At 59.4% G+C, this 26,271-nt stretch carries 29 protein-coding genes, 1 tRNA gene and 1 other RNA gene; 21 read left to right on the top strand and 10 right to left on the bottom strand.

What is annotated here, in order from left to right:
• The first annotated feature begins 4 nt into the window (after positions 1-4).
• Positions 5-478 carry a Holliday junction resolvase RuvX gene (gene ruvX, locus J5Y17_RS05350; RefSeq protein WP_370628869.1) on the top strand — a complete coding sequence of 158 codons (474 nt, stop codon included), beginning with the start codon at positions 5-7 and terminating at the stop codon, positions 476-478.
• Positions 478-678 (top strand): DUF1289 domain-containing protein, encoded by a 201-nt coding sequence (locus J5Y17_RS05345; protein ID WP_370628868.1) that lies wholly within the window; start codon positions 478-480, stop codon positions 676-678. The genes ruvX and J5Y17_RS05345 overlap by 1 nt, the downstream gene beginning before the upstream one ends.
• Before the next feature lie 57 nt (positions 679-735).
• On the opposite strand, the gene J5Y17_RS05340 is transcribed toward J5Y17_RS05345, so the two are convergent.
• Positions 736-1,557, bottom strand: coding sequence for a sulfite exporter TauE/SafE family protein (locus J5Y17_RS05340; RefSeq protein WP_219784205.1), 822 nt, complete (start codon positions 1,555-1,557; stop codon positions 736-738).
• Positions 1,558-1,633: 76 nt separating this feature from the next.
• Positions 1,634-2,608, bottom strand: coding sequence for an oxidoreductase (locus tag J5Y17_RS05335; RefSeq protein ID WP_370628885.1), 975 nt, complete (start codon positions 2,606-2,608; stop codon positions 1,634-1,636).
• Between the two features lie 93 nt (positions 2,609-2,701).
• Between J5Y17_RS05335 and J5Y17_RS05330 the strand changes: the two genes are divergently transcribed.
• The 13 genes from J5Y17_RS05330 (at position 2,702) to J5Y17_RS05270 (ending at position 12,686) form a co-directional block, all read left to right on the top strand.
• The gene (locus J5Y17_RS05330) at positions 2,702-3,415 is read left to right on the top strand and encodes a FadR/GntR family transcriptional regulator (protein WP_219784203.1); all 714 of its coding nucleotides are present in this window, start codon (positions 2,702-2,704) and stop codon (positions 3,413-3,415) included.
• 158 nt (positions 3,416-3,573) lie between these two features.
• Positions 3,574-4,614, top strand: coding sequence for an extracellular solute-binding protein (locus J5Y17_RS05325; RefSeq protein WP_219784202.1), 1,041 nt, complete (start codon positions 3,574-3,576; stop codon positions 4,612-4,614).
• Positions 4,615-4,683: 69 nt separating this feature from the next.
• Positions 4,684-5,060, top strand: a transfer-messenger RNA (tmRNA) gene (gene ssrA, locus J5Y17_RS05320).
• Between the two features lie 117 nt (positions 5,061-5,177).
• Positions 5,178-5,603, top strand: coding sequence for a nuclear transport factor 2 family protein (locus J5Y17_RS05315; protein ID WP_219784201.1), 426 nt, complete (start codon positions 5,178-5,180; stop codon positions 5,601-5,603).
• A gap of 158 nt (positions 5,604-5,761) precedes the next feature.
• A complete protein-coding gene (locus J5Y17_RS05310) occupies positions 5,762-6,541 on the top strand; it encodes a phytochelatin synthase family protein (protein WP_219784200.1) in 780 nt (259 codons plus the stop codon).
• A 70-nt stretch (positions 6,542-6,611) separates the two neighbouring features.
• Entirely contained in the window at positions 6,612-7,889 is a 1,278-nt protein-coding gene (chrA, locus tag J5Y17_RS05305; protein WP_370628867.1) for a chromate efflux transporter, read from the top strand.
• A gap of 75 nt (positions 7,890-7,964) precedes the next feature.
• Positions 7,965-8,456 (top strand): SspB family protein, encoded by a 492-nt coding sequence (locus J5Y17_RS05300; protein WP_219784199.1) that lies wholly within the window; start codon positions 7,965-7,967, stop codon positions 8,454-8,456.
• Positions 8,457-8,615: 159 nt separating this feature from the next.
• The gene (locus J5Y17_RS05295) at positions 8,616-9,173 is read left to right on the top strand and encodes a class I SAM-dependent methyltransferase (protein WP_219784198.1); all 558 of its coding nucleotides are present in this window, start codon (positions 8,616-8,618) and stop codon (positions 9,171-9,173) included.
• Positions 9,174-9,304: 131 nt separating this feature from the next.
• Positions 9,305-10,696: a class II fumarate hydratase gene (fumC, locus tag J5Y17_RS05290; RefSeq protein WP_219784197.1), complete on the top strand. Its 1,392-nt coding sequence runs from the start codon at positions 9,305-9,307 to the stop codon at positions 10,694-10,696.
• A gap of 158 nt (positions 10,697-10,854) precedes the next feature.
• Positions 10,855-11,163: a hypothetical protein gene (locus tag J5Y17_RS05285; protein ID WP_219784196.1), complete on the top strand. Its 309-nt coding sequence runs from the start codon at positions 10,855-10,857 to the stop codon at positions 11,161-11,163.
• An 85-nt stretch (positions 11,164-11,248) separates the two neighbouring features.
• Positions 11,249-12,229 (top strand): serine hydrolase, encoded by a 981-nt coding sequence (locus J5Y17_RS05280; protein WP_219784195.1) that lies wholly within the window; start codon positions 11,249-11,251, stop codon positions 12,227-12,229.
• A gap of 29 nt (positions 12,230-12,258) precedes the next feature.
• Positions 12,259-12,444 (top strand): DUF4169 family protein, encoded by a 186-nt coding sequence (locus tag J5Y17_RS05275; protein ID WP_219784194.1) that lies wholly within the window; start codon positions 12,259-12,261, stop codon positions 12,442-12,444.
• Positions 12,445-12,452: 8 nt separating this feature from the next.
• On the top strand, positions 12,453-12,686 hold the full coding sequence (locus J5Y17_RS05270; RefSeq protein WP_167600817.1) for a ribbon-helix-helix domain-containing protein: 234 nt from the start codon (positions 12,453-12,455) through the stop codon (positions 12,684-12,686).
• Here J5Y17_RS05270 and J5Y17_RS05265 read toward each other — a convergent pair.
• Genes J5Y17_RS05265 through cysS form a run of 3 tightly spaced genes read right to left on the bottom strand, consistent with a single transcriptional unit; the run spans position 12,659 to position 16,454 of the window.
• Entirely contained in the window at positions 12,659-13,438 is a 780-nt protein-coding gene (locus J5Y17_RS05265; protein ID WP_219784193.1) for a squalene/phytoene synthase family protein, read from the bottom strand. The two genes, J5Y17_RS05270 and J5Y17_RS05265, sit on opposite strands and share 28 nt — an antisense overlap.
• Positions 13,438-15,078: a citramalate synthase gene (gene cimA, locus J5Y17_RS05260; RefSeq protein ID WP_219784192.1), complete on the bottom strand. Its 1,641-nt coding sequence runs from the start codon at positions 15,076-15,078 to the stop codon at positions 13,438-13,440. The genes J5Y17_RS05265 and cimA overlap by 1 nt, the downstream gene beginning before the upstream one ends.
• A complete protein-coding gene (gene cysS, locus J5Y17_RS05255) occupies positions 15,078-16,454 on the bottom strand; it encodes a cysteine--tRNA ligase (protein ID WP_219784191.1) in 1,377 nt (458 codons plus the stop codon). Before cysS ends, cimA begins: the two co-directional genes overlap by 1 nt.
• Before the next feature lie 192 nt (positions 16,455-16,646).
• Here cysS and mazG point away from each other — a divergent pair, with 192 nt between their 5' ends.
• From mazG to J5Y17_RS05235, 4 genes are all read left to right on the top strand, one after another.
• Positions 16,647-17,480 carry a nucleoside triphosphate pyrophosphohydrolase gene (mazG, locus tag J5Y17_RS05250; protein WP_219784190.1) on the top strand — a complete coding sequence of 278 codons (834 nt, stop codon included), beginning with the start codon at positions 16,647-16,649 and terminating at the stop codon, positions 17,478-17,480.
• A gap of 104 nt (positions 17,481-17,584) precedes the next feature.
• Positions 17,585-18,592, top strand: a complete 1,008-nt coding sequence (locus J5Y17_RS05245; RefSeq protein WP_219784189.1) for a Fe(3+) ABC transporter substrate-binding protein — start codon at positions 17,585-17,587, stop codon at positions 18,590-18,592.
• 250 nt (positions 18,593-18,842) lie between these two features.
• Positions 18,843-19,355, top strand: a complete 513-nt coding sequence (locus J5Y17_RS05240; protein WP_219784188.1) for a GNAT family N-acetyltransferase — start codon at positions 18,843-18,845, stop codon at positions 19,353-19,355.
• A 214-nt stretch (positions 19,356-19,569) separates the two neighbouring features.
• Positions 19,570-20,085 (top strand): GNAT family N-acetyltransferase, encoded by a 516-nt coding sequence (locus J5Y17_RS05235; protein WP_219784187.1) that lies wholly within the window; start codon positions 19,570-19,572, stop codon positions 20,083-20,085.
• Here J5Y17_RS05235 and rnd read toward each other — a convergent pair.
• The 4 genes from rnd to purM form a co-directional block, all read right to left on the bottom strand.
• Positions 20,082-21,239 carry a ribonuclease D gene (gene rnd, locus J5Y17_RS05230; RefSeq protein WP_219784186.1) on the bottom strand — a complete coding sequence of 386 codons (1,158 nt, stop codon included), beginning with the start codon at positions 21,237-21,239 and terminating at the stop codon, positions 20,082-20,084. The two genes, J5Y17_RS05235 and rnd, sit on opposite strands and share 4 nt — an antisense overlap.
• 153 nt (positions 21,240-21,392) lie before the next feature.
• The gene (locus J5Y17_RS05225) at positions 21,393-21,764 is read right to left on the bottom strand and encodes a DsrE family protein (protein WP_219784185.1); all 372 of its coding nucleotides are present in this window, start codon (positions 21,762-21,764) and stop codon (positions 21,393-21,395) included.
• Between the two features lie 133 nt (positions 21,765-21,897).
• Entirely contained in the window at positions 21,898-22,503 is a 606-nt protein-coding gene (gene purN, locus J5Y17_RS05220) for a phosphoribosylglycinamide formyltransferase (protein WP_219784184.1), read from the bottom strand.
• Entirely contained in the window at positions 22,500-23,546 is a 1,047-nt protein-coding gene (purM, locus tag J5Y17_RS05215) for a phosphoribosylformylglycinamidine cyclo-ligase (protein WP_219784183.1), read from the bottom strand. The genes purN and purM overlap by 4 nt, the downstream gene beginning before the upstream one ends.
• A 137-nt stretch (positions 23,547-23,683) precedes the next feature.
• Here purM and J5Y17_RS05210 point away from each other — a divergent pair.
• Positions 23,684-23,760, top strand: a tRNA-Ile gene (locus J5Y17_RS05210).
• A 61-nt stretch (positions 23,761-23,821) separates the two neighbouring features.
• Here J5Y17_RS05210 and J5Y17_RS05205 read toward each other — a convergent pair.
• A complete protein-coding gene (locus tag J5Y17_RS05205) occupies positions 23,822-25,153 on the bottom strand; it encodes an ATP-binding protein (RefSeq protein WP_219784182.1) in 1,332 nt (443 codons plus the stop codon).
• 147 nt (positions 25,154-25,300) lie between these two features.
• Here J5Y17_RS05205 and J5Y17_RS05200 point away from each other — a divergent pair, with 147 nt between their 5' ends.
• On the top strand, positions 25,301-26,191 hold the full coding sequence (locus J5Y17_RS05200) for an MBL fold metallo-hydrolase (RefSeq protein ID WP_370628866.1): 891 nt from the start codon (positions 25,301-25,303) through the stop codon (positions 26,189-26,191).
• Positions 26,192-26,271 lie beyond the last annotated feature (80 nt).

Here is a 26,271-nt window from a genome sequence, read left to right as displayed (position 1 = left end):
AGAAATGAGCGCTTTGATCACCGATGACATTGCGGAATTCGCCGCCACCCTGCCGCCGATGAGTGCGCTCGCCGGGCTGGATTTTGGCGACAAAACCATTGGCGTCGCGATCTCCGACCGGCTGCGCTCGGTCGCTACCCCGACGGAGACAATCCGGCGCAAGAAATTCACCCTAGACGCTGAGGCTTTGCTGAAACTTCTGAACGCGCGTGAGGTCTCTGGAATCGTCTTGGGCCTGCCTCGCAACATGGATGGCTCCGAGGGTCCGCGCTGTCAGAAAACCCGCGCATTCGCCCGCAATCTCGGCCAGCTCACCGAACTGCCGATCACATTCTGGGACGAACGCCTGTCCTCCGTGGCCGCCGACCGCGCCATGCTTGAGGCTGACATGTCGCGCGCCAAACGTGCCGACAAGATCGATCAAGTCGCCGCAGGCGTGATCCTGCAAGGGGCCCTGGATCGCTTGAGGAACCTATGATGGCCACGGCCACATCAGGTGCCAAGATCGAAAGCCCCTGCACCAATGTCTGTAAAATCGACCCGGACACACGGCTCTGTTTGGGGTGTGCCCGTTCGATTGACGAAATCGCGGCTTGGTCGCGGATGACACCGGAGGCGCGCCGTGCGGTCATGGACGAACTGCCGCAGCGCTCGGAACAACTCAAACGTCAGAAGTGAGTATTTGAGGCTGCCATGAAAACCCTCTTCATTGCAGCCTCAAATACTCAAGCCTTCTTAGCCCATCAGTGCCTTGCGCAGCATGTTGAGCGCGACGAGGATCAGAAAGCCGCCAAACACGCGTTTGAGGGGTTTCGGGTCCATCGCATGGGCGATCTTTGCCCCCAAAGGCGCAGTAACGAGAGTCATACAGATCACCAGCAAAAAGGCCGCGATGTTGACCGCGCCCACCGTGAAGGGCGGCGTCACGTCCGAAGGCAGGTTTACAAAGAGAAACCCGATCACTGAGGGGATCGCAATGATGGCGCCAAAGCCTGCAGCGGTCGCGACCGCGCGGTGGATCGGCACGCCGTAAAGCGTCATCGTCGGCACCCCGAAGGAGCCGCCGCCGATGCCCATCAGCACCGAGAGAAAACCGATGAGCGGCGAAACGACGGCGCGCATGAGGCCCTTGGGCATTTCAGAGCCGAGGCGCCATGCGGAATTGCCGAAGGCCATGTAAAGGCCGATGAAAATACCGATGAGACCAAATATCATTTGAAGCGTTGTCGACCGCAGACTGGAGGCGACGAGCACACCGATCACGGCCCCCACAACGATGCCGGGGGCGAAGCTCTTCAGAATTGACCATTCCACAGCGCCTTTTTTGTGGTGCGAGGACACCGAGCGGATCGAGGTCACGATGATCGTCGCCAAAGAAGTCGCGAGGCATATTTGCATAAGCTGCGGGCTGTCGTATCCCAGCCCTGCGAAGGCGTAATAGAAAGCGGGAACGAGGACGATCCCGCCGCCCACGCCCAAAAGACCGGCCAGAATGCCCGCGAAAGCGCCAATTACGGCGATCAGGGCGGCGAAGGGAAGAAGTGTCGAAATATCCATGACGCAAAGCGTTAACGGCAAAACGCGCCCTTGAGAAGAGTAAGAAGAGCGCGTTTTTTGATGGTGTCGCCTGCGGTTATGCGGAGAGGTCCACCACGACACGGCCTTTCACGCCGCCTTTGAGGATTGCCGCCCCAAGCGCGGGCAAGTTGTCGAGCGTGGCGGGTTGCACCATCTCTTCGAGTTTCTCCATCGGCAGGTCGGAGGCGATCCGGTTCCAACAGCGGATACGGTTCTCTTTCGGCTGCATCACGGAATCGATGCCCAGAAGGTTCACACCACGTAGCAAGAACGGGATCACAGAAGCGGGCAAATCCGCGCCGCCCGCGAGCCCGATGGCAGCAACAGAGCCGCCGTATTTCATCTGTCCCAACACCCGTGCCAACATTGATCCGCCAACAGCGTCAATACAACCAGCCCAGGATTCGGACTCAAGCGGGCGCTTGACGGTCTCGCTGATGTCTTCGCGTGCCACGATCTGTGTAGCCCCGAGAGATTTCAGATAGTCGGCGCCCTCAGGGCGACCGGTGACGGCGGCGACCTCATAACCCAGATGCGCCAGAATGGCCGTGGCAACGGACCCAACACCGCCAGAGGCACCTGTGACCAGCACCGGACCTTTTTCAGGCGACAACCCGTGGTCCTCCAAGGCCATCACCGCGAGCATCGCCGTGAATCCCGCCGTGCCGACGGCCATCGCCTGTCGCGTCGTCAGACCTTCGGGCAGCGGCACCAGCCAATCGGATTTGACGCGGGCCTTCTCGGCATAGCCGCCCCAATGCACCTCGCCCACACGCCAACCGGTGAGCACCACCTTGTCGCCCGGCTTGAAATCTGCGCTCTCGGATGCTTCCACAGTCCCCGAAAAGTCGATTCCGGGCACATGGGGATACTTGCGGACCAAACCGCCGCCCTTCGGCGAGAGGCAGAGCCCGTCTTTGTAGTTCAACGTGGAATACTCGACCCGCACCAAGACGTCGCCCTCAGGCAAATCGTCCTCGGAAATCTCCTTGATCTGCGGTGTGGCCAGACCTTCATCATTCTGTTCCATGATCAGGGCGCGCATTGGGTCCTCCTTACAATCTTGCACTTCTCTCAAGTCTCCTACATAAATGTCAGACAATTAATCCCACTGGCAAGTCAAATGTCTGACAATTTACCAAAACCAGAAAAACAAAAAGATTTGTCCGCCGCAATCGCGGAGCGCATTCGCCAGGACATCCTGAGCGGCGCTTTGGTGGCCGGTGATCGCCTCCCCTCTGAGTCGGAGCTTTCCGAGGCGCACGGAGTGTCTCGGGCGACCGTGCGTGAGGCGTTGAAACGGTTGGCGGCGCAAAGTCTGATCCGCACGAAACGTGGCGCGACTGGTGGTGCTTTTGTCAATCAACAGTCCTTTGAGGACGCCTATGCGCAGATGGCCTCCAGTGCCACGCTGCTTATCACCCTAAATAACGTCGACATCACCACCGCCTGCGAAGCGCGGTTTGCCTTGGAGCGCGGCTGCGTGCGTCTCGCGGCCAAGCACCGACGAGACCATCATCTCGACAAAATGCGTGCAGAGATTGCCCGACAAAAGGATCCGGAGCTGTCGGACGAGGCGTTTTGCGCCTCAGATGTGGCGTTTCATCGCGCCTTGGTCGATGCGGCGGGCAATCCGGTGTTGTCCTGGCAATTGGCCGCTGCGGTCGAAGGTATTGAGCCTTTGATGAACATGCTGACCTACCGTCAGCGCGACCGCGATGCCGTGATCTCGCTGCATGAGGCCATGGTGGAGGCTTTGGAGGCACGCGTGGGGGCACGGCTTGAGATTTTGATGGATTATCTGCGGGATCAGACGCTGCGCACGGCCCTGGACTAAGGTCTAAATTCCGGCCGGACCGGAGACCTGCTTATAATTTGATCAAATTACGGCACTTAGCCTCCCTTCCCGCCCAACTCACGGGAATCTTGCTTGCAAAGGCCTAGCCGCCTGATAGCGTCTTGTTCCAGACATGGTCCATTTTTCAGGGAGATGACATGAACATGATGAAAACCCTTTTGGGCGGCGCAGCGCTCAGCATTCTCGCGGGTGCCGCATTTGCCGAAGACCCCGAGCTTTTGGTGTTTGACTACTCGGGCTTCGAAGACCCGGCCTTCCATACCAAATACGCCGAAAAGAATGGCGTACAGCCGTCCTTTGCCTTCTTCGGCGAGGAAGACGAAGCGCTGCAGAAACTCGTCTCCGGCTTTAAAGCCGACGTCAGCCACGTCTGTGCGGGCTCCGTGAAAAAATGGGAAGAAAGCGGCATCATCGAGCCGTGGGACACCGCAAAAATCACCGAATATTCCAAACTCGACAGCAACCTCTTGGGCTCTGACGTGGCCGCCGCGAGCGCTTACTTCATCCCGACTGATTTCGGCTCGACAGCCATCGCCTATAACACTGACGAAGTGCCCGCCGAAGCCGTCGCCTCTCTCGAAGTGTTCAAGAATCCGGAATACGCGGGCCGCATGACATTGCCGGACAACGTGGACGACGCCTATGCACTGGCCTATCTGGCGACCGGCACCACGGATTGGACCACGGCGACGGACGAACAATTCGAAGCGGCCTCCGCTTGGCTGCGCGAAGTTCACCCGAACCTGCGCACCTATTGGACCGACCCGGCGGAGTTGGCACAGCTGATGGCAACGGGCGAAGTGTTGATTTCCTGGGCCTGGAACGAAACCTATCCGACGTTGGTCGATGAAGGGTTCCCCGTTGGCTTCCAACGCGAAGCGACCGAAGGCTCCTCGCTCTGGCTCTGTGGTTATGTGAACCTCAAAGACGGCCCCGGTTCGGAAGACAAAGCCTATGACTACATCAACGGCTTTTTGGACGCGTCGAACGCCTCTGTCCTGATGGACGCGGGCTACGGCATCTCCAACACCGAAGGTCTGGCAACGCTTGGCGAAGAAGCACTTATCGCCGGTGGCCTTGAGCCGATCGACGCGCCGATCCTGGCCCAGCTTCCGATGTCTGTCGAGCTGCGTGAAAAGCAGTCCGAAGAGTTCGAGAAGATCAAAGCCGGCTTCTAAAGCCATATTATTTCGGAAAAAAGTAATCGCCGCCCTGTCATTGGGGCGGCGTTTCGCATTATGTCACCACCTCTTGAAACCCGGCTTCCCATCGCTTACATGTGTGTTGTCGCTTCGGCGACTATGGACATAAACGCGCTCGTAATAAGCGGATCGGACCCGGGGGCGGTACCCGGCGTCTCCACCAAATACCCCTCTTCGATCTTCGTTTGAGATCGGCAAGAGATTGGATCATGGGGACGAAATAGGATCGACGGACGTCTAAAGGGGTTTTGCTTTGTCTCGGTGAGATACCACCGTTATCGGTTCACTTAAGCTAGTTGCAAACGACAACAAAGCTCCGATGGCTCTCGCAGCGTAAGCTGTGCGAAATATCGAAATCTAAGTCCTTACGCCTAGCAGCGTAAGGCGGGGCCCGCAGGAGCCTGGCAACAGAATCCTGCACTTACCCCCCTCCTTTTTAAAAGTCGTTTGGCACAAGAATTAGTTGGGGCTGGCAACCAATTCTTTAGGTTTTGGGCGTATGCCGTTTGAACAATGCTTCAAAATGGATGGATTACGCCGTGACCGGTCTCGAAATTCTCACCGCTTGGTATGAAAAAGTATGGGTCGAGGGAGATCTCGACGCAGTGGCCGAGTTTTTCGATGGCGAGGCTCTGGCCAGTGGGTTGATGCCGGATTTCGCGGCCCAGATCGAAGATTTTCAAAGTCTGGTTCCCGCCGTTCTCCACGTCGTTCGAAATGTCAGCTTTAGCATCGAAGACTCGATGGAGATGGACGACCGCGTCTGGGTGCGGATGACACTTCATGCGCAGAAAGCCTCTGACATGTCGCCCATTCACATTCCCGGGCAAGTGATGATCCGACTAAAGAACGGTAAAATCATAGAGGCATACAACAGCTATGATTTCGTCAGCTATTTTGAACAGATGGGCAATTTGCCTAAGGATTCTCTCGCGCTCATGCTCGCGGGCGAAGTCTTGGCGTGACGTCTTTCGCCTGAAAACGCGGCAACGTCGCGGCGCCTCGGTCCACCGCGTTCGGTTTCTCTTGCCAATCTCTAAATTTGATCAAAAGTAAGCGGGCGGGATCACGTGTCGGCGTATGATTGCCTCACGGTCATGGCCCGTTTTCAAATAGGTGACATATGAAATCGACCGTTGTTTATATCGGGGCGCGGGCCCTGTCTCTGGTGCTGCCTCTGTCTCTGTGTGCGAGCCTCGCCGCCCATGCCGAAGACGAGGCCCCTCTTCCGAAGCTTGGCCCCAACGCCACACCTGTGACCGAGGCCACCGACTATCTACGCAGCGCGCCCGCGCCGGATTTCTGGGCCTTTGCGCCCTATGTGAAGCCGCAATTTACCACCTCCGCATGTGGTGTGGCCTCAGTGACCGCCGCCGTGAACGGGCTTGCCGGTTTGCCGGCCAATGCCGAAGACACCGTGATGACACAACCCGACTTGTTGGAGGCCGTGGGCGACGCGCATTGGTCGGAAATCTCAGCCGAAGGCGGCGATGGCGTGATGTTCAACGATCTGGTCACCTATGCCGCGGCGGCTCTGTCTGTGGCAGGCCTCGAAGACTACGGCGTCACCTCATTCAAACCCGAAGACGCCACAGAGGCCACTTTAGAAACCATCCGCAACTGGCTGTCTCTCAACGAAGAAAGCTCTAGCGACACACTCTTGGTCTATTTCAACCAAGGCGTCGTGACCGGTGATTGGGATGGCCCGCATGTGTCGCTGATCGGCGCCTATGATGCCGCCAAGGACGAGGTCCTGATCCTCGAGGTCGATCAGGAGTGGTACATTCCCTATTGGACGCCGACAGCCGTTCTGCTGGAGGCAATGCTCAAGCCGACATCAGATGAACATGGCGTGCTTGAGGGCCAGACCGGCGGTTTTGTCCGACTTGCACCCGCAGGCTAGAACCGAGGGCTTGACCCACGGGCTGGGGCGGCTACCAAGAGCGCATTGGTTTCCTGACCGAGGCTCTGCCGTGACGCCCCAGCCCTCTTCCAACCCGCCGGATTTTTCCGCCTTCCTGAAAAGCTTCGCCCGGATCGGGCTTTTGTCCTTTGGGGGACCGGCAGCGCAGATCGCGGTGATGCATCGAGAATTGGTCGAAGATCGGCGCTGGCTCAGCGAGGACGGGTTTCTCTCTGCGCTCTCCTTTTGCATGATGCTGCCCGGCCCCGAGGCGATGCAGCTCGCAACCTATGCCGGTTGGCGCCTGCGCGGTGTGCCCGGCGGCGTGATCGCGGGGTTGTTTTTTGTCACCCCCGGCGCGCTCGTGATGCTGGCGCTTGCGGCCCTTTATGCCCATTTCGGCCACCTTCCCGCCTCAGAGGCGCTGTTTGCTGGGATCAAGGCGACGGTGGTTCTGGTCGTACTTCAGGCCCTGTTGCGATTGGGCAAAAAAGCGCTTCGCACCCGCAGCCGCTGGTTGCTGGCCGCGCTGTCCTTTGTGCTGATCACCGCGTTTTCCGTGCCTTTCCCCCTGATCGTGCTGGGCGCGGCCGCCTATGGCGCTCTCACTGCCAAAGCCAGCGCCCCAAGCATGCCAACACCGAAAGCCACACATCTGCCCCGCACATTGGCGGTCTGGAGCGCGCTTTGGGCCGCGCCGCTGATCGGACTTTGGCTCAGCGGGCAAGATCGGCTTTTGGCAATCGCTTTGTTTTTCTCGAAACTCGCCGTCGTGACCTTTGGAGGCGCCTATGCGGTGCTGGCCTATATGTCGCAAGAAGTGGTGCAAAACCACGGCTGGCTGACGCCCGAGGCGATGCTTGACGGGTTGGGATTGGCCGAAACCACGCCCGGTCCGCTGATCCTTGTGACGGAATTTGTAGGGTATATGGCCGCAACGCCTTTGGGGCTTCTGGGCGGTCTCATGGGCGCTCTTGTCACGCTTTGGGTCACCTTTACCCCCTGTTTTCTATGGATTTTCGCAGGCGCGCCCTACATCGACTGGATTGCCACCCGGCCAAAACTCGACGCAGCCTTAAAGGCCGTCACTGCCGCCGTCGTCGGTGTGATCGCCTCTCTGTCGTGGTGGTTTGCGCTTCATGTGCTCTTCACCCGCGTCTCGGCACAAAGCCTCGGCCCAGTGCGACTCACCCTGCCCGATTTGCGCAGCCTGTCGGTGGAAGCGGTGGCGTTCGTGATCCTCGCGGCCCTCCTCTTGTTCGCCCTCAAACGCGGATTGATGACCACGCTGGCCCTTATGGCCTTGGCTGGATTGGGTCTTGGCGCCGCTGGAGAGTTCATGAGCTGAGTGATCTCAAAGGCCTCTTCCCTCTCCTGCAGAATCCCTTATGCTGCGAGGAAGGGATAAGGAAAGGACGCTCGGATGGCCAAAACCATCGATTATGGCAACCTCATGCACGACGCGATGCGCGGACTGATCCGCAAAGTGCTCGATGGCGTGGCCAAGGACGGTTTGCCGGGGGAACATCATTTCTTTATCACTTTTGACACCATGCACCCGGATGTGGAATTGGCGGACTGGCTTTCGGACCGCTACCCCGAGGAAATGACCATCGTCATCCAGCACTGGTTCGACAATCTCGAGGTTTCCGAAGACGGGTTCGCGATCACGCTGAACTTTGGCGACAGCCCGGAGCCTTTGTATATCCCCTATGACGCGATCCGCACCTTTGTGGACCCCTCCGTCGAGTTCGGCCTGCGTTTTGAGACGCAGGATTACGATGTCGAGGAAATGGACGAAGACGAGATCCCGCATGACGCCGAGGTGACCTCTTTCGAGCCGAAAGACGAACCGGAGAAAAGCAGCGGACCGAAAGAGGCAGAGATTGTCTCTCTGGACAAGTTCCGCAAGTGAATTGATCCGACATCTGAACGACATTGAGGGGCCCAAGCGGCCCCTTTTTTATCGCTTTGGAAACAGCCCCGTGAAGATTGCGTAACAGCCGCATCTGCCCGCTTGATTTGCCAGCATCCCCCGCTCATCCATGGTGCCAAAGCCAACAGGAGCTCCTAGATGCCGCGCGATTTTGCTGTTTTCCTCTCTGAGATGATCCGCAACCCTGACGAAGTTCGCGCCATTGCCCCATCTTCGGGGGCCACCGCGCGGCTCATGACCCGTGGCGTCGAGGATAGTTCAGGCCCCATCGTAGAGATCGGCGCAGGCACCGGGTCGTTTACCCGCGAAATCCTTGCCCGTGGCGTGCCGCCTTCGCGTCTGACGCTTTTGGAGCTAAATCCTCGGTTTTGTGTCGAATTGTGTGAAAAATTCCCGGGCGTCCGTGTCATCAATCGCCCTGCCGAAGACATCCGAGACATCGGGCTCAGCAACATCGGCGCGGTGATCTCCGGTGTGCCGGTTCTCGCAAAACCCGCGCTGCAACGCGCCGTCGTAGGCCGCGCGTTTGAGGTCATGGCGCCGGGCGCGTTTTTCACCCAGATCACCTATGCAAACAGCTCCCCGATCACGCCCGAGATGCAGGGCGAGCTTGGCCTTGTCTCTGAGAAACGCGGCACGGTTTGGGCCAACCTTCCGCCCGCGCGCGTTTTCGAATACCGGCGCCGTGTAAATTAGGGCGCAAACTTAGGTCAGGACATCGTTTTTTAGCGCTATCACCGCCATGTATGCCTCGGTATACATTGCAAGCCCCTGTTTGAGGCCTTATAGCCAAAGCAATCTTTGGCATAGCATGGGAGAGTGCCCCGATGACCACCCGTACCGAAACCGACAGCTTTGGCCCGCTCGAAGTCCCGTCCGACAAATATTGGGGCGCGCAGACCCAGCGGTCGATCATGAACTTCCCCATCGGGTGGGAACGTCAGCCGGTGCCAATCATCCGCGCTCTGGGCGTGGTGAAAAAAGCCTGTGCGATGGAAAACATGGCGCAGGGCAAGCTGTCGAAAGAGCTTGGCGACGCCATCGTGGCCGCCGCCACCGAGGTGATCGAGGGCAAATTCGACGATAACTTCCCGCTCGTCGTTTGGCAGACCGGCTCCGGCACCCAGTCCAACATGAACGCCAACGAGGTGATTTCGAACCGCGCGATCGAAATGCTGGGCGGCACGATGGGTTCGAAAGATCCGGTGCACCCGAACGATCACTGCAACATGGGCCAGTCTTCGAACGACACCTTCCCGACCGCCATGCATGTCGGCATCGCCATGCAGGCGCGTGACGTGTTGCTGCCCGGCCTGAACAAACTGGCCGCTGCACTCGAAGAAAAAGCCGAGAAATTCAAAGACATCATCAAGATCGGCCGCACCCACACCCAAGACGCGACGCCTCTGACGCTAGGTCAGGAATTCGGCGGCTACGCGCATCAGGTCCGCATGGGCATCAAGCGCGTCGAGATGTGCCTGCCCGCGATCTACGAGTTGGCCCAAGGCGGCACGGCTGTCGGCACCGGTCTCAACACGAAAAAAGGCTGGGCGGAAGCTGTCGCCAAAAACATGGCCGAAATCACAGGTCTGCCCTTCGTGACCGCGCCAAACAAATTCGAAGCGCTCGCAGCACACGACGCGATGGTGATGTTCTCCGGCGCGCTGAAAACCGTCGCTGCTTCGCTTTTTAAAGTTGCCAACGACCTGCGTCTTCTGGGCTCCGGCCCGCGTTGCGGTCTGGGCGAGCTGATCCTGCCGGAAAACGAACCGGGCTCCTCGATCATGCCGGGCAAGGTGAACCCGACCCAGGCCGAAGCCCTGACAATGGTCTGCGCCCACGTCATGGGCAACGACGCCGCCGTCGGTTTCGCCGGTTCGCAAGGCCACTTCGAGCTGAACGTCTACAACCCGATGATGTCCTACAATGTGCTGCAGTCCATGCAGTTGTTGGGTGACAGCGCGTCCGCCTTCACCGACAACATGGTGGCGGGCATCGAGGCCAACGAGCCGCGCATCGAGAAACTGCTGCACGAGTCCCTCATGCTGGTGACCGCTCTCGCGCCGACCATTGGCTACGACAACGCCACGAAAGTTGCCAAGACCGCGCACAAGAACGGCACGACCCTCAAAGAAGAGGCGATCAAGCTGGGCTTTGTGGATGAGGCCACCTTTGACGCAGTGGTCCGCCCTGAGCAGATGATCGGCCCGAAGGACTGATTGGTTCGGACCAACGCGCTACGCGCGAAGCAGCGTTTCCCTACGCTGAAAACATGACAAATTAAAGTGAAGGCGATCCTCGGGTCGCCTTTCTTTTTTGCCGACGGAAGGCCGAAGGGACACACGTATCAGAGGCTCCAACACACAGGAGACAGACCATGAAATACCTTCTCGCAGCCCCGCTTCTCATCACGCTTGCCCTGCCCGCCACCGCACAGGGCCGCTTTCCGGTCGAAGACATCGCCAAAGACCTGGGCCTCACGAAACAGGAGTTGACCCAATGTTTCAAAGCCAACCGTCCCTCGCGCGAAGAAATGAAGGCCGCGAAACAACGCTATCAGGCCGGTGAAGCCGCCGCCCCCAATGGCGCGCGCCCGGAGATGGTCGCCTGCGTCCAGACCCACAACCCGGAGATCACCACCGCGCGCTACGAAGAGGTGATGCGCGCCTACGCCCCTCAAAACTAAAGACAAATCGCGCTTATAGAATGACCCGCGGGACTGTGATCGCCCGTGAGTCCTTAAAGCTCGAAACCTGTGACAGTCTGGCGGCATGTATCGTCGCCAGATTCTCACAGCCGCCCCTGCGGCCCTCGCCCTCACCGCCCTTCGCCCCGCCTGGGCGCAGAGCACGTCTCTCTCAGAAACTGTGAACGATCTCGATCAGCTCCAGTCCCTGCAAGTGCAGCGCGGCCCGGAGGTGATCTTTGCCGAGGCCCCGCGCGGCGGTGGACTGGACCGGCTCACCAACATCAAAAGCTGCTCCAAAAGCCTCGTCGCGCTTTGCCTCGGTGACGCTATAACGTCGGGTGCCGTTCCCTCAATCACTGCAACGCTGGGCGAGGTTGCCCCCCGCCTCATTCCCGATAGCGCCGACGCACGTGTGCGCGACATCACCTTGGAAAACCTCGTCAGCCTGCGTGCCGGGTTGGCGTCCACCTCCGGGCCGAATTACGGCGCTTGGGTGAATTCCTCGAACTGGAACACCTATGCCCTGACCCGCGAGATGGAGGCCGAACCGGGCAGCAGGATGATCTATTCCAGCGGCAGCACGCATCTCTTGGGCGCAGCCCTTGCCGAGGCCACCGGCGAGACGCTTTTGTCCCAGATGCGTCGCATCTTGGGCCAGCCTTTGGGCATTGAGATCCCGCCCTGGACCCGCGATCCGCAGGGCTATTACATGGGCGGCAATGAAATGGCGCTCACGCCCCGCGCCATGTTGAAAATCGCTGTTATGCTGCGCGATGGCGGTCGGTTCGAAGGCCGCGACGTCCTGCCGCAAAGCTGGATCGACGCCTCCACCACGGCCCGCACCCGTTCGCCCTGGTCCGGCATGTCCTATGGCTACGGCTGGTTCCTGAACGACAGCGGCTACATCCTTGCGCGCGGCTATGGTGGCCAGATCATCGCCGCCCATCCGGAAAGAGACCTTGCCGTCGCGATCAGTTCCGACCCGAACCGCCCCGCACGGTCCGAGGGCTATTTTGGCGCACTGATGGAACTTTTGGACGGGCCGATTTTGGCACTGGCGTAAAACCCGTTCATACGGTATCATGCCACCCCATGAGCACCGACAACGTCACCAATCTGAACCAGTTTCGCAAACAGAAAGCCCGCGCGGACAAGCGCGCCGAGGGCGATCAGAATGCCGTGAAATTCGGTCGCACCAAGGCGCAAAAAGCCCTCGAAGAGGCGCAGAAGGCCAAGGCCGAATCGGAATTGGACGCGCATAAGCGAGACGACACATGAGCGCGCTTTTGATGGGCCGACCGGTCAAGCGCTCGCTGACTTTGCACGGCCACCGCACCTCTGTGTCGCTTGAAGAACCGTTCTGGCGCGCCTTTCGCGGCATCGCCAAAGAGCGCGACATCCCGGTCAATGTGCTGGCCGCCGAGATCGACGAGCTGCGCGGTGTGGACAGCGGATTGGCCTCCGCCATCCGGGTCTATGTGCTCGATTACACTCAGAAAAAAGCCCAGCTTGGCGACTGAGACGCCACGGCCAGACGTAGGGCTTTGCCCGCAGGTCCCTGCCCCAGACGTCCGTCCAGAACTGCGTCCGGGTCTTTTGCCGCCTGTTTCAACACCGGCAAATGCATCACCGCGTCGATCATCGGCGCGCGGGCAGTTTTGGACAGTTTGCCCAATTGCTGCGCGCCCCAACGGCCCTGTTCCAGAGCCTCTTTTGCAAGCTCTGACACCGCATCAGGGCGACCGTCGACCAGCGGAATCCGCCCCGCCGATTGCAACCCCGGAATGGCCATCAGATAGCGCGCCAATCCGCCCGCGTAGCCCAGAGCGTTAAGCGCTTTGGTCGCGGTTTCCGGTGCACCAAGCAGACGGGCTGCGAGGTGCATCGGGATGGCGTAGCTTTTATGCAGATAGGACCTGAGCGCCGCTGCATCCTCATGCGGATCGCGGTAAATGTCCCATTGCCGCGCAGTCACCGTGGCATCCAAAGCCTGCGCAGAGGCGGTATCAAGCACCGCGGCCAGTGGCCCCGCCACCTCATGGGCACGCGGCGCCTTGCCGTCGATTTTCTCCTGCAAGACATCACGCCAGAACTGCAACCGCATCTCGGCGATCATCGACTCCTTGGTCACCCAAGGCGCCTTCGCGACCTCAAGACAAAAGGCGTGGATCGGGAACAACACCTCGCGCGCGGCCAGAGGCGCGGCCATCGTGGCGCGGAACCGGTCTTCGTCACCTTTTTGGACGATCTCTGCGCAGGCTTGAACCGACATTATTCGGCTCCCAAAGCCGTCGCGCCATCGCGCAAAAGTTTCCACAAAACCGCATCCAAAAGTGCCTCGAAAGACGCGTCAATGATGTTCGAGGACACACCCACGGTGGACCAGCGACGGCCCAGACTGTCCTCATGGTCAATGATCACACGGGTGCGGGCCTCGGTGCCCCCATTGGTGATGCGCACTTTAAAATCAACGAGTTCCATGTCGGTGATCATGTCGGAATAGGGCCCAAGATCTTTCACCAGAGCTTTCGACAGCGCGTTCACAGGCCCGCCGTCATTGCCGTCCGCCATGATGCCTTCGGAGACCGACAGGTGGCGTTCTCCGGCGATATTGACCACCACCGTGACCTCGGAGAGATGGATTTCGCGGCCTTTCGCGTCGCGGCGGCGTTCTACCGTGGCACGGTAGCGCTCGACCTCGAAAAACGCGGGCATGAGGCCCAGCTCACGGCGCGCTTCCAACTCGAAAGACGCCTGCGCGGTGTCGTAGGAATAGCCCTCGCTCTCGCGCTGTTTGATGCGGTCGAGAATGCGGCCAAGATCGGCCTTCTCCGAGACCTCCAGCCCCATATCCGCCAAACGCGAGCGCAGGTTCGACTGCCCTGCTTGGTTCGACATCGGCACGATGCGGGCGTTGCCAACGGTCTCGGGCGGGATGTGTTCGTATGTGGTCGGGTCCTTGAGAATGGCCGAGGCATGAAGCCCCGCCTTATGCGCAAAGGCCGAGGCCCCGACGTAAGGCGCAGAGCGCAGCGGTACGCGGTTCAGGATGTCGTCGAGCATGCGCGAGGTTTTGACGAGGCTCTTCAGGGCGTCCTCCGTGACCCCTGTGTCGAGCGTCGATCTATACGGCTCTTTCAACAGGAATGTCGGGATCAACGTCATCAAATTGGCATTGCCACAGCGCTCACCGAGGCCATTGAGCGTCCCCTGCACCTGCCGCGCGCCAGCGTTGATGGCGGCGAGGCTGTTGGCGACGGCGTTGCCGGTGTCGTCATGGGTGTGAATGCCCAGATGTGAGCCGGGAATGCCCGCCTCAATGACTTTGAGCGTGATCTGATAGACCTCACCGGGCAGCGCGCCGCCGTTGGTGTCGCAGAGCACGATCCAGCGCGCCCCGGCCTTATAGGCGGCCTGACAACAGGCGATGGCGTAGTCGGGGTTGGCCTTATAGCCGTCAAAGAAATGCTCGGCATCGAACAGCGCCTCGCGGCCTTGCGCCACCAGATGGGCGATGGATTTTTCGATGTTCTCGATGTTTTCCTCAAGCGTGATGCCGAGCGCCGTGGTGACGTGGAAATCATGGGTCTTGCCGACGAGACAAACGGAATCCGTGCCCGCGTTCAACACGCCCGCGAGCACCTCGTCATTCTCGGCGGAGCGCCCGGCGCGTTTGGTCATGCCGAAGGCGGTGAAAGTGGCTTTGGTCTTGGGCGCGTCGGCGAAGAATTCGCTGTCGGTCGGGTTGGCGCCGGGCCAGCCGCCCTCGATGTAATCGACGCCGAGATGGTCGAGCGCATCGGCGATCAGGTGCTTTTCCTCGGTGGAGAATTGCACGCCTTGGGTCTGCTGGCCGTCGCGGAGTGTGGTGTCGTAGAGATAGAGGCGGTCTTTGGTGTTGGCTGTGGTCATCAAAGTAGCCCCTCAAGTTTCGCAGCGTCGAAGTTGGGCCCCGCGTCAAGTTCCACGCCAGCTTTAGACATGCGCACTTCGACACCTGCATCCAAGAGCGCGGTTTTCATCGCGTCGACGGCAGAAAAGTCTTTGGTTTCCATGGCGATTGTGCGGAGTTCGGAGAGCCGGTCGGCATAGTCCAATAGATCGACGCCCCGCGCCCAATCGGGAATGCCGTTTTGCAGGAACCCCATCAAGTGCATCGATGCCCGAAGCGCAGGTTGATCATTTGCATGCGAAAGTTGGTGCATCTCTGCAATTGCGGCAGCCGTATTCAAATCGTCTGAGAGAGCATCCACGACGGGTTGATAGAGCTCTGCACTATCGATCGCTTCTCCAGCCTGACGATACCACTTCATAAGTGTCGCCTTCGCCTGCTCCGCCTTTTCCGCCGTCCAGTCCATCGGCTTGCGGTAATGTGTCGAGAGGAACACAAAGCGGATCACTTCCCCCGGCACCCCCGGCATCCCGTCATGGCCATCCAACAAATCCCGCACGGTGAAGAAATTGCCCAGAGACTTGGACATTTTCTTGCCCTCGACCTGCAACATCTCGTTGTGCAGCCAATAGCGCGCGAAGCACCCCTGCGGATGGGCGCAGCAGCTTTGGGCGATCTCGTTTTCGTGGTGCGGGAACATCAGGTCGTTGCCGCCGCCGTGGATGTCGAAACTCTCGCCCAACAGCTCATAAGACATGGCCGAGCATTCGATGTGCCAACCCGGACGCCCTCGGCCCCACGGGCTGTCCCAACCGGGAAGATCGTCGGAGGACGGTTTCCACAGCACGAAATCCATCGGATTGCGTTTGTAGGGCGCCACTTCAACACGGGCGCCCGCGATCATATCGTCGATGGAGCGGCCCGAAAGCTTGCCGTAGTCCTTGTAGCTCTCGACGGAAAACAGCACATGGCCCTCTGCCGTATAGGCGTGGCCGTTTGCAATCAGCCCTTCGATCATCGAAATCATCGCGCCGATGAATTCGGTCGCCCGCGGCATCTGGTCGGGGTCCATCGCCCCCACCGCGCGCATGTCATCGAGATACCACTGGGTGGTCTCGTCGGTGATCTCGCGGATCGAACGCCCGCTTTCGGCGGCGCGTGCGTTGATCTTGTCATCCACATCGGTGAAGTTGCGCACATAGGTGACGTGATCCGGCCCATAGACATGGCGCAACAGCCGGTAAAGCACATCGAACACGATCACGGGCCGCGCGTTGCCGATATGGGCGCGGTCGTAAACCGTCGGGCCACAGACATACATCCGCACATTGTTCGGGTCGATCGGCTCGAAAACCTCTTTCTTGCGGGTCTTCGAATTGGTGAGCTTGATGGTCATAAGCTAGTCCCTCAGGGTGTCCCCCGCGGGCTTATCAGCTTCCATTTCAGGTGAAAAGAGACCGGACCCGCGCGACGATGTCAGCGGATAATGCAGCAGCCAATAATGATGGTGGCACGGTTGGTCATGAGGACCTTTGTAGCGCGGGTTTTCAGGCTTGCAAAGCCCTCTTGTGAGGGCCAGTTTATCGCCATGACACAGGACACTCCCCGCGACCCGATCCACGACGTGCCTGAGGGCATTGAGCAGCTTTTGGAAATCATGCGCCGTTTGCGTGACCCGGAGGGTGGCTGTCCCTGGGACATCGAACAGGATTTCGCGACCATCTCGCCTTACACCATCGAAGAGGCCTATGAGGTCGATGATGCGATTGCGCGTGGCGACATGGAGGATTTGAAATCCGAACTGGGCGATCTGTTGTTCCAATCGGTGTTTCAGGCCCAGATCGCCTCCGACAAGGGGCTGTTTGATTTCCATGACGTCTCACAAAGCATTGCGTCCAAAATGATTTCGCGTCACCCGCATGTCTTCGGCGACGAGAGCAATCAAAAGTCGCCAGAGCAGCAGACCGTCGATTGGGAAAAGGAAAAAGCCAAGGAACGCGAGCGCCGTGGGGAGACCCGCGTCCTTGACGGGGTCGCTATGGGCCTGCCCGCTTTGATGCGGGCGCAAAAGCTACAGAAGCGGGCGGCGCGTGTGGGATTCGACTGGCCGGACACCTCGCATGTTTTGGATAAAATCCGCGAAGAAGCCGCGGAATTGGAAGAGGCACGCGACAGTCTTACGCAGGCCGAGGTCTTCGAGGAGTTCGGCGATTTGCTGTTTGTCGTGGTCAATCTCGGGCGCCATTTGGGGGTGGACGCGGAAGAGGCTCTGCGAGCCTGCAATGCGAAATTCACACGCCGTTTCAACGCAATAGAAGACCGCCTCTCGGTGGAGGGCAAAGCGCCCGCAGACAGCGATCTGGCGGAGATGGACGCGCTTTGGGATGCGATCAAGGCCGAGGAGAAGGCCCGCAAGGCCTGAGTTTTGCCGATCAAAAAGCGATGATCTCAGTCAAACTAAGATTGACCTGAGCGTTTTACTCAGATTTAAGGACGCAAACCAACGGAGCCCCCACGGAGATCCTCATGCACAAGCGTCTTAGCCTCGCCCTGCCCCTCATTGCCGCAGCCGCACCCGCCTTCGCCGATGTGAACGTCTATTCCTATCGCCAGCCGGAATTGATCCAGCCGCTCGTCGACGCCTTCATCGAAGAATCCGGCATTCAGGTGAACGTGGCCTATATCGAAAAAGGTCTGACCGAGCGCCTCAAGGCCGAGGGCGACCGTTCGCCAGCCGACGTGATCCTGACCGTCGACATCGCGCGTCTGGCCGAGGCCGTCGACGCCGGCGTGACCCAGCCGCTGATGACCGAGACCTTGCAGCAAAACATCCCCGCCGAATTCCACGACCCGGAAGGCAACTGGTGGGGTGTGACCTCGCGTGCGCGGATTGTTTACGCCTCGAAAGAGCGCGTGGCCGAGGGCGAAGTGACCACCTATGAGGATCTCGCAGATCCGAAATGGAGAGGCCGTATCTGCACCCGCTCCGGCCTGCACACCTATATGATCGGTCTGACCTCCGCCTATCTCGCGCATCACGGCCCCGAGGAAACCAAAGCCTGGCTCGAAGGGCTCAAAGCCAACCTCGCCCGCAAACCGCAGGGCAACGACCGCGCGCAAGTCAAGGCGATCTGGGCCGGCGAATGCGACATTTCTCTCGGCAACACCTATTACATGGGCGAAATGTTGGCCGATGAGGAACAGCGCGAATGGGCGAACTCCGTGCGCCTCGACTTTCCGCGGTTCGACGTCGAAGGTGGCGGCACGCATGTAAACATCTCGGGCGTTGCGCTAACGAAAGCGTCTAAGAACACCGAGGAAGCCATCCAGTTCATCGAATTCCTGACCTCCAAACACGCGCAGGAAATCTATGCCGAGGCAAATTCCGAATACCCGGTGGTGCCGGGCACCGACGCCTCCGAACTGGTCAAAAGCTGGGGTGATCTGCACCCCGACAATATCTCCTTGGCCCGTCTGGCCGAAGAGCGCGCGGATGCCGTGCGCCTGACCGAAGAGGTGGATTACGACGGCTGAGCTGTCACTTACCGAGACTTGCGGTGGCCAGCTGCGCCTCCGCAAGTCGCCCCCCTCTCTCAATCTGCCCTATAAATTTGACCAAGCGCTCAATTTGGCCAAATCTACAGATTGACAGCGCACGCGCGCTCACACATATGGGCGTCAAACGCACCTCACCGAAAAAATCGGCCGCTGTTACAAAAAATTCACCGTCACCCAAGGGTGGCCTTAACCTTTTTGATGTCTTGTCGCGGCAGGAGATCAGAACATGACCAAAATGACTGAGCGCAGCTTCGATATCACGGGCCTCACCTCCCCGCTGGCCATCCCGCCCCTGACCATCCGTGCGATGGAACAGGAAGATTTGCCTTGCCTGCTTGAGATGATCCACGCCCTTCAAATGGTGACGAAGGATCAATTGCTGCTCGATAAAGACGCCTTAATCGACCTGCTCTATGCCCCAAATCCTTGGGCACGCATTTTGGTGGCGGAACAGAATGGCGCTTTGATTGGTTACACCGCGCTGGTCGGCGGGCTGCAACTGAGCCCCATCGACCGCGCCATGCAGATGCACCACCTCTATGTCCGCCCGGAGCATCGCGAAAAAGGCGTCGCGCGCGCTTTGACCCAATCCGCGCGCAGTGTCGCGCATCATCTGGGCTGTGGCACCTTGAGCGTCGGGATCATGAGCACCTCCGAGACTGCCAAAGCGGCCTATCGCGCCGTCGGCTTTCAGCGCCGCACCCCGCGCGCGCCCCGCTATGAGATGGCGCTCGTCTAACCTCGCATCAGAGGCAGGCGCGCTTTGCGCTTGACAGACCCAACCTCTCCGCGCAGATTGGCTCGCATGACACAGATTGCTTCCATGACCGTATTTTATTGGACCGAGCTTACATAAGCGCGGCCCATTCGACTTGGAACATTGAACAGCCGCCACACGAGGCGGCTTTTTTTATGTCAATATTCCCCTCCTGTGGCGCAGACAGGAGAGAAAAATGACCCTCATGACACCGATCAACGCGACGCAAAGCATGGCCACGCAACCCATTTCGGTCCGGCGTGCCCGCTGGGGCGACAAGGATGCGCTTTTGGAGATGATACATGCGCTCGCGCATCACAATGGCGACACGCCTGAGCTAGACTTGCCTGGCCTGATTGATCTGATGCGCGCGGATCTGCCGTGGTTGCGCCTTTTGGTGGCGGAGCGCGCAGGTGCGCTGATTGGCTATGCGGGACTGGTTGGTGGGTTGCGTTTGCAACATGGGCAAAAGACGCTGGACCTGCACCATCTCTTCATCGCCAAAGAGGCGCGCGGTCAAGGCGTTGGGCGGGCTTTGATTACAGAAGCCAGAGCCACCGCGATCGCCTTGGGCTGTCACAGCCTGACCGTCGGCACGCAGGACCACAATATGGCGGCGCAGGCGACGTATCGTGCGTGCGGGTTTGAGCCGCAAACCCTCACCGGCAAACGGTTCGAAATGGTTCTGAAAGAAGGTGAGATCGCGCTTTAAAGCGCGATCACATCGACCCGTTGACCTTTGACGGCCAGACCGATCTCACCCTTGCAGAGCCGCAGCGCATCGTCACCGAACACCTCGGCGCGCCAGCCCTTGAACACCGGCAGATCGCGCTTTCCGGCCGCGATCTGATCGAGATCGGAGGCGGAGGCGATCATCTTAGCGGCCACGTTGAATCGGTCAGATTTCGCCTTGAGCAACACGCGTAGCATATCCGCCAGCGCCGGGTTCACCTGAAGCTTGTCTTTTGACATATCGAGCTTTGGCATTTCGGCGGCGGTGTAGTTAGACGCCTTTTCAATCGCTTGCAGGATACCGTCGGCGATCTCGCCTTTACGAGCCTCACGCAACAAAAGCCGCGAGCGCGACAGGTCTTGTGGCGTTTTGGGTTTCGTCGACGCCAATTCCAGCATCGCGTCATCTTTATAGACGCGATTGCGCGGAATATCGCGGCTCTGGGCGTAGAACTCTCGGAAAGCGGCCAGCTCTTTGACAGCTGCAAGGAATTTGCCGGAGCTGGTGCGCGTCTTGACCCGCATCCAGGCGTCGTCGGGCTTGACCACATAGGTCTCCGGCGACATCAGCACCTCAAGCTCCTCGGCCACCCATTTCTCGCGGCCTTCGCGTTTGATTTCATCACGCAGGAATTCATAGATCACCCGCAAATGCGTTACATCGGCCAGCGCGTAGCTTTCCTGCGCCTGCGTCAACGGGCGGCGCGACCAATCGGTGAAGCGCGAGGTTTTGTCGAGGCTTTCCTTGGCGATCTTGCGCACGAGGGTCTCGTAGCCGACCTGCTCACCAAAGCCGCAGACCATCGCGGCCACCTGCGTGTCAAACAGAGGCGTCGGGATCACCTGACCCTGAATATAGAAAATCTCGAGATCCTGGCGCGCGGCGTGGAAGACCTTAACCACGTTTTCATCGCGGAACAGAGCGTAAAGCGGCGCCAGATCAAGTCCCTTGGCCAGCGGATCGACCAGAACCGCGTCCTCTTCAGCGTCGCCCGGAACGGCAAGCTGCACGAGGCAAAGTTTGGAATAATAGGTCCGTTCGCGAAGGAACTCGGTGTCGACCGTGACATAAGGGTGAGCTTTGGCGCGGTCGCAGAAAGCCTGAAGGCCTTCGGTCGTGGTGATCGTGATCATGTTGTTTTCTTTTGCCTGCGGTGCGGGGTCATCCCGGCGGTTCAATTCTGATACGGGGTTTGAGCTGGAATGAAAAGAACAAAGGGGGCGCAGAACGCCCCCCTTCCCCTTGTCTGGTGCAAGCTGCCCCTCTTTTGAGCGCGAAAACGTGGCTCAGGTGATCGGCAAACTGCCCTTCGCCGCCATCAGCAACTCGACAACATCCGGCGCTGTGATGATCTCATAGGCCGGGTCCATCTGTTCGGCGCTGAACCCGTTGTGGATCATGCAGGCGCCACAAATCCCGATGCGTCCACCGGCCTCGCGGTAGGTCTTTATCAGGTCCGCCACCGGCTCAAAGGGTTTGCCAATGTCGATATCGTCGCAGGAGCCCGGCTGGCCCAGTTCGACGCCTTCGACCATCAACAAGACGATTGAACTGTGGCCCATTTTCTGCGCGTTGAGCGCCATGGTAAAGGCCACGGTCACTTTGCCCGGGTTGGAATGGCCGTCAAAAATTGTGGCAACGAAATCAGCGGTTTTCATGCGATATCCTTTCGCGACATAGCTACGGGTCCTGTGCGGACTCGCGTTATATTCTACATCTCGAATATATCTTTGAAAGGGCCGAAAGGATCACAGACCCGCGACATGTCGCCCTAGCGCCACGAAGAGTGGCTTAAAGCGTGATCAGGTCTTTTTCGCCCGAGAGGAACCGTTTGAGCACTAAGGGATAGAGAAGATGCTCTTTCACCAGAACCCGCGCCGCCAGATCATCCGCCGTGTCATTTGGCAAAATTGTAACCCGCGCCTGCCCAAGGATCGGCCCGCCATCAAGCTCTGCCGTCACCTCATGCACCGAACACCCGGCCTCCTCATCGCCCGCCTCAATCGCGCGCTGATGGGTGTGAAGGCCTTTGTATTTCGGCAGCAAAGACGGGTGAATATTCAGCATCTTGCCCGCGTAATGCGAGATGAACGTGGGCGTCAGAATGCGCATGAACCCGGCCATCGCGATGACGTCCGGTTCATATTGGTCAATGACGGAAATAAGCTTTTTCTCAAAGGCTTCCCGGTCGCCTTTAAAGTCACGGTGATCCACCACTTCGGTCGCAATCCCCATGTCGCCGGCCTTCATCAACCCGCCCGCCGAGGGCACGTTGGAGAGCACAAGACAGGGGCGTCCGGGATGTTCGCCCTCTGCCCCGTCCAACATGGATTTGGCGAGCGACACCATGTTGGAGCCGCCGCCGGAGATCAGAATCGCGACCTTTTTGGGGCTCACGACAGGGCGCCCTCATAGGTCACGCCATTGCCCGTGGTCACATAACCGAGGCGATAAACGGTTTCGCCCTCGCCGCTCAAAAGCTCCGCCAAAGCATCAGCTTCGGAGGCCGCACAGACCACGATCATGCCGATCCCGGCATTGTAGGTCTTGAGCAATTCATGCTGCGACAGGCCCGCGGTGTCGACCAGCCATTTGAACACAGGCGGCAAAGTCCAAGCCGTCAGGTCGATGTCCGCGCCCATGCCGGTCGGCAGCACGCGCGGCAGGTTTTCGGTCAGACCGCCACCGGTGATATGCGCCAGCGCATGAACGCCGCCCGCGCGGATCGCCTTGAGCACCGGTTTGACGTAAAGGCGGGTCGGTTTCAAAAGCTCTTCGCCCAAAGTCGCATCAGAGAACGGCGCGATGTCGGACCATTTATAGCTGGAAATCTCGACGGTTTTACGCACCAGCGAATAGCCGTTGGAATGCACGCCGTTGGACGCCAACCCCAAAAGCACATCGCCCTCACGCACGCCGGACGGCAGATCGGAGCCACGCTCCATCGCGCCCACGGCAAAACCCGCGAGGTCGAAATCGCCATCTTCATACATGCCCGGCATTTCTGCCGTTTCACCGCCGATCAGCGCACAGCCAGACTGCGCACAGCCCTCTGCGATGCCCTCGATGACGGCAGCGGCGTTGTCGAGCTTGAGCTTTCCGGTCGCAAAATAGTCGAGGAAGAACAAAGGCTCAGCCCCCTGACACACAAGGTCATTCACGCACATGGCAACGAGGTCAATGCCCACGGTTTTGACGTTGTCCGTGTCGATCGCGATGCGCAGCTTGGTGCCCACGCCATCCGTCGCGGCGACGAGGATCGGGTCCTCATAGCCCGCCGCTTTGAGATCGAACAGCGCGCCAAAACCGCCGAGACCGGCCATCACGCCCGGACGCGTGGTCTTTTTCGCCGCCGGTTTGATCCGTTCAACAAGCTCATTGCCCGCATCGATATCCACACCGGCGTCCGCATAAGTCAGACCGTTTTTTCCCTGCGTCATGGCAAAGGCTCCCCGCGCAAACCAAAGTTGCCGACCGTTTACGCGGTTTGTGCCCGGTTGAAAAGGCCCGCGTTGGCGCCTTTCTTCGACTTCTGCTTGACCCTGCCATGCCCGCACAATAAGCAAAGCGCTGGTAGGGGCCTGTAGCTCAATTGGTTAGAGCAGAGCGCTCATAACGCTTTGGTTGCGGGTTCAAGTCCTGCCGGGCCTACCAAAATCCATAAAATTCTCTTCATATCAAAGGCTTGGGTGCCCCTCATCGGGCTTCTTGCCGCTTAACGCGCCAAGACCAGATCGGCTTTCAGTCCACCCAGCGCCTCGCTTTCGCCAAGTCGCAGCGTCCCGCCGTGCCGCCGCGCCACGTCATGCGCGATGGCAAGGCCAAGCCCCACACCTGACCCGCGATTCTGATTGCGCGATTCATCCAAGCGCACAAAAGGCTGCAAAGCCCGCTCGCGCCCCTCAAGCGCAATCCCCGGCCCGTCATCTTCAACGGAGATCACCGCTGCGCGCTCAAACAGCGCCAGACCAATGCGCGCCGTCGTGCCATAGCGCCGGGCGTTGGACATGAGATTGTCGAGGGCACGCGCCAGCGCCACCGGACGTAATTTCAACATCACCGCCTGATCCGGCATCGCCCCCAGTTCAACCACACCGCCGGCGCGTTCCGCACGTTCCTTCGCGGACTGCACAAACTGAACCAGATCGACCTCTTCCGGATCCTCTGTCGCGTCAGAGCGCGCGAAATCCAGGAAAGCCTCAATCAACCGCTCCATCTCGTCGAGATCGGCTTGCATGGCCGCAACTTCCTCGGCGTCCGTCTGAGGCACATCCAGCATCGACAGGCCCAGCCTGATCCGCGTCAGGGGCGTGCGCAGGTCGTGTGAGACACCGGAGAGCATCAAGGTCCGTTGCTCGATCTGACGTTCGATCCGCGAGCGCATGTTGAGAAAAGCCGCGCCCGCAGAGCGCACTTCGATGGCGCCCGCCGGTCGATAGGGTCGGCTTTCCCCGCGCCCGAAACTTTCGGCGGCACGCGCCAGTTGACGAATGGGCCGAAGCTGATTGCGCAGAAACATAAACGCGATGAGGGTCATCACAAGGCCCGTGAACGCCGTCCAGACCACCAATTGGTGCGGATTCGCCGCCGAAGCCCGCCGCCGCGGCAACTCAAGCGTCAAACGCCCGGCTTCGGTCAGAATCGAAAGCCGCACGCGCTGCGTGTTGCTGGCCACATCGACGCCCTCGACACCGTCGATCGCGCTCTGCAATTCGTCTTCGATCACCCGGGAAGAATAGTCATACCAACGTCGCTGATCTTGGACCGGTGCCTCCGCGCCGAAGGTCGATGTAAATCCCAGGCGCTCATCTAACTCCTGCAAGGCAAGCGAGACCTGATCCGGCGGCAATGTTTCAGCGGAAACCACGTAGAGGCCAATCTCGGCCACCACGCCACGGCTCAATTGACGCGTGATGTCTTCGAAATAGCGTTGGGAGAAGGCAACGATCACCACGATCTGGATCACCACGACAGGCACCAAAAGGATGAGGGCGCCCCGGCCATAAATCCCGCGCGGCAGATATTTTTTAAGCCAATCGAACAGCATACATCAAAGCCTTTCGGGGCGCGCGCACGGTCCCCTATGATTTCACGAGCGCGCCTCAAGGCGCCCTCGCCCTCCGCCGAGATTCACCTTTGCGACGAAACGCGCCCTTGGTAGACCCTGACAGAGCCAGAAGAAAAGGACAATCACGTGCATCCCCGTCCCGACACCGTGACCCACATCGCCCCCGGGCTGATCCGCATTCTGGCACCGAACCCTTCACCGATGACCTATTGGGGCACCAACACCTATCTCTTGGGGGACGGAGAAGCGCGTGTGTTGATTGACCCCGGCCCCGATTTGGCGGACCACCGCGAGACGATCCTCGCCTCCCTGCCCGACGGCGCGCACCTCTCGCATATCCTTGTCACCCACGCGCATCGAGATCACTCAGAAGGCGCGCAGGCCCTGTCCGAGATGACTGGTGCGCCCGTTCATGCCTTTGGTGACGCGGTTGCCGGACGCAGTCCGGTGATGTCCGCACTTGGCGATCAAATCGGCGGCGGCGAAGGCGTCGACGACAGTTTTGCCCCCGATGTGACATTGGCGCATGAAGAAACGCTCGAGACCGCCGCAGGCCCTATCAAGGCGCTTCATACACCCGGGCATATGGGCAATCATCTCTGCTTTCACTGGCAAGACATGGTCTTTTCCGGCGATCTCATCATGGGCTGGTCCTCCTCTCTGATTTCCCCGCCGGATGGCGATGCAGCCGCCTTTCGAGACAGCTGCGCCCTCCTGCATAATGTAGCACCGGTGCGCCTCATGCCCGGCCACGGCGCGCCGGTGGACAGCCCTATTGAACGGATCGACTTTCTGCTGGGCCACCGCGCCCAGCGTGAGGCACAGATCCTCGACATTCTACGCGAAGGCTCTCAGACGCTCTTGCCATTGACCAGAGCCGTCTACACGGAGCTGCCCGAAAACCACCTGCCCGCCGCTGCGCGCAACACTTTGGCGCATCTGATCGACCTCACCGAAAGAAACCATGTTCGCGCGGCGCCCGAACTCTCTGAAAATGCTGTATTTTCCGTGACTTGAGGAAAAAATTGTCAAAATTTTATTTTTTGTCACAAAACCCACTTGCACGCCCCAAATCACATAGCTATACACCGCCACAT

The organism is Celeribacter sp. PS-C1 (assembly GCF_019429625.1).
Taxonomy (GTDB): domain Bacteria; phylum Pseudomonadota; class Alphaproteobacteria; order Rhodobacterales; family Rhodobacteraceae; genus Celeribacter.
Note: the sequence above shows the minus strand (reverse complement) of the source record. Positions and strands in the feature narration are given on the sequence as shown.